Origin of the sequence: Aeromonas sp. 1HA1 (assembly GCF_029237385.1) — a bacterium.
Classification (GTDB): Bacteria; Pseudomonadota; Gammaproteobacteria; order Enterobacterales; family Aeromonadaceae; genus Aeromonas; species Aeromonas popoffii.
In genome coordinates this window covers 1-2,320 of sequence record NZ_JAACGC010000147.1, presented here as the reverse complement: position 1 = coordinate 2,320, position 2,320 = coordinate 1, and the positions used below count along the sequence as shown (strand labels likewise).

At 52.4% G+C, this 2,320-nt stretch carries 1 protein-coding gene; it reads right to left on the bottom strand.

All coding sequences use genetic code 11. The features are described from left to right. Nucleotides 1–303 precede the first annotated feature (303 nt). Nucleotides 304–1,566, bottom strand: coding sequence for a RidA family protein (locus GWQ22_RS21200; RefSeq protein WP_275931591.1), 1,263 nt, complete (start codon nt 1,564–1,566; stop codon nt 304–306). Between the last annotated feature and the right edge of the window lie 754 nt (nt 1,567–2,320).

The window sequence follows — 2,320 nt, the reverse complement described above, 5'->3', positions numbered from 1 at the left end:
GCGAACAGGGATTGCAGGCTGGAGCTCACTCTGGGAAGGCTGGCAAACACTGCAAAGTAAACTGGACGGCTTTATTGCCGCCAAAGAGATGATGGCTTCGGGGATCAAGATCTGATCAAGAGACAGCTGATGGCTCGTAGGTTAGCTTGGCGAAGCGTCATTGGACGTTCGCAAAACTAAATGGATGCATTGCCAGGTTGGATAGTGTATTCACTAATATGATGATATTAAAAGCATGCCCCTGAAAATTATATAAAAAGACACCGGCTTAAGCCGGTGTCTTTTTATCATACACAGTAAACCTTATGCTTGCGGCGGGGTACTTTCCGCATTGGAGAGCACGGCATCAATTTGCACCAGCGCACCGGCGGGCAGTTCGCCCACCCCAAATACAGTGCGGGCGGGCAGGTAGCCCGGGAAGTATTGGGTGTAGACGGCGTTGACCGCATCCAGATCCGCGATGTTGCCGAGCTGGATATTCACTTTGACGATATCGTCCATCACATGGCCGATGCTCTCGACGATGGCCTTGATATTGCTCAGGCACTGGGCGGTCTGCTCTTTGATGCAGCCAGCCAGGATCTTGCCGGTGGCGGGGTCAATCGGCAGTTGCGCAGACAGATGGTTGTAGTGGGAGAAGGCGACGGTCTGGCAATGGAGCGGGCTCTGCGGTGCCTTGTCGGTATTGCGGGCAGAGATCACTAGCTTGTGACGGTCTTCCACCCGTTGCGGCGGAGTGCCGTCACCGTGGGAGATGACCGCATCCATCTGCACCCGCGCCCCCATTGGCAGGGCGGCGGCGCTGACCACCGAGCGGGCCGGCAGATAGGCAACGGCACGAGCAATGGCGGAGTCGGGGAAGAAGGTGGTGTAGACCTGGTTGACTGCCTCCAGATCGGCGAGGCTGGTCAGGTAGATATTCACTTTGACGATATCGTCAAACGGCACGTCTATGCTCTCCAGCACCGCCTTGATATTGCGCAGGCACTGACCCGCCTGCTCCTTGATGCCACCGGCGACCAGCTGGCCCGAGGCAGCATCGACCGGCAGTTGTGCGCCGATATTGTTGTAGTGGGAGAAGGCGACGGTATGGGTTGAGAGTGGATTGTGCGGTGCTTTGTCGCTATTGCGGGCCAGTTTGACCAGCGGGCAAGGATCTTGCGGGAAGGTGCCTTCGCCGTTGGAGATGATGGCATCGATCTGCACCAGCGCACCCAGCGGCAAGGCGGCGACGGCGAGGGTGGTGCGGGTCGGCAGATAACCCGGGAAGAATTCGCGATAGACGGCGTTGACCGCCTCCAGATCCGCCATCTCTTTCAGGAAGATGGTGGTTTTGACCATATCGTTCATCACGTGGCCAATGCTCTCTATGATGGCCTTGAGGTTATTCAGGCACTGTCTGGCCTGTACCTTGACATCGCCACTTACCATTTTGCCCGTCTTGGGAGCGACCGGTAACTGGGCGGAAATATTGTTGTAATGAGAGAATGCCACCGTCTGGGTGTAGGGCCCCAGCGCCTGCGGAGCATTGGTGGTATTTCTTGCCGACTTGATGATGCCACTCATAGATATGCCTCTTTTTAATATTTTTTGTTAATTCAGATATAGGTTTACCCCATCTTGTTGTGCGCCATGGCAACTGTACCAGCGGCGGCATCCCCGGTTATTATTTGTGATCCACTCAATAGCTGAATGGGATAAGAGAGGGCGGGACAGGGTAGATATGTCAGACATGGCGATTCTATGAGTGGCTATCAGGGGATGCAAACCGGGATTTCGTTTCTATGAGATAGGTCAACGCTCGAAAATATAGCTGTTTTGCTATTCAATTCAGGGTGAATACCATTCCGAGGTGGTTTAAACAGGGTTGGCATCGCGGGCGAGCGCGTATGGACTGGGTTTATCCCTCTGTGGGGATGGGGCAGCGCTGTGAATGATGCGTTAAAAATATGCGTCATCTTGCGGATAACCGTTTTTATTTTGCATGGATATGTAATTTCAATCGTTTTGGGGATCTATCCAGTTCGCTAAAAATATGCTAACCCAAGGTAATGCAAAGACTAATAAAGATGTGGCTGGAATATAATTCAATACATTGCATAGGCGATATTTGGTTATTGCACTTGAATCGCCGCTTGTGTGCTTATTTTGATGATGTTGGCCGCCCAAAATAGCGAGATAAATATGCCATAAGGGCTGACTCTTATACACAAATATTGTGAACTGATTGGCACTTTTCCCGATTTCCAGGATCTGATCTCCTATGTGACTCCCGAACATGGTAACGATCATGCTAACTTTTGCTCTTCATCGTGCGGCC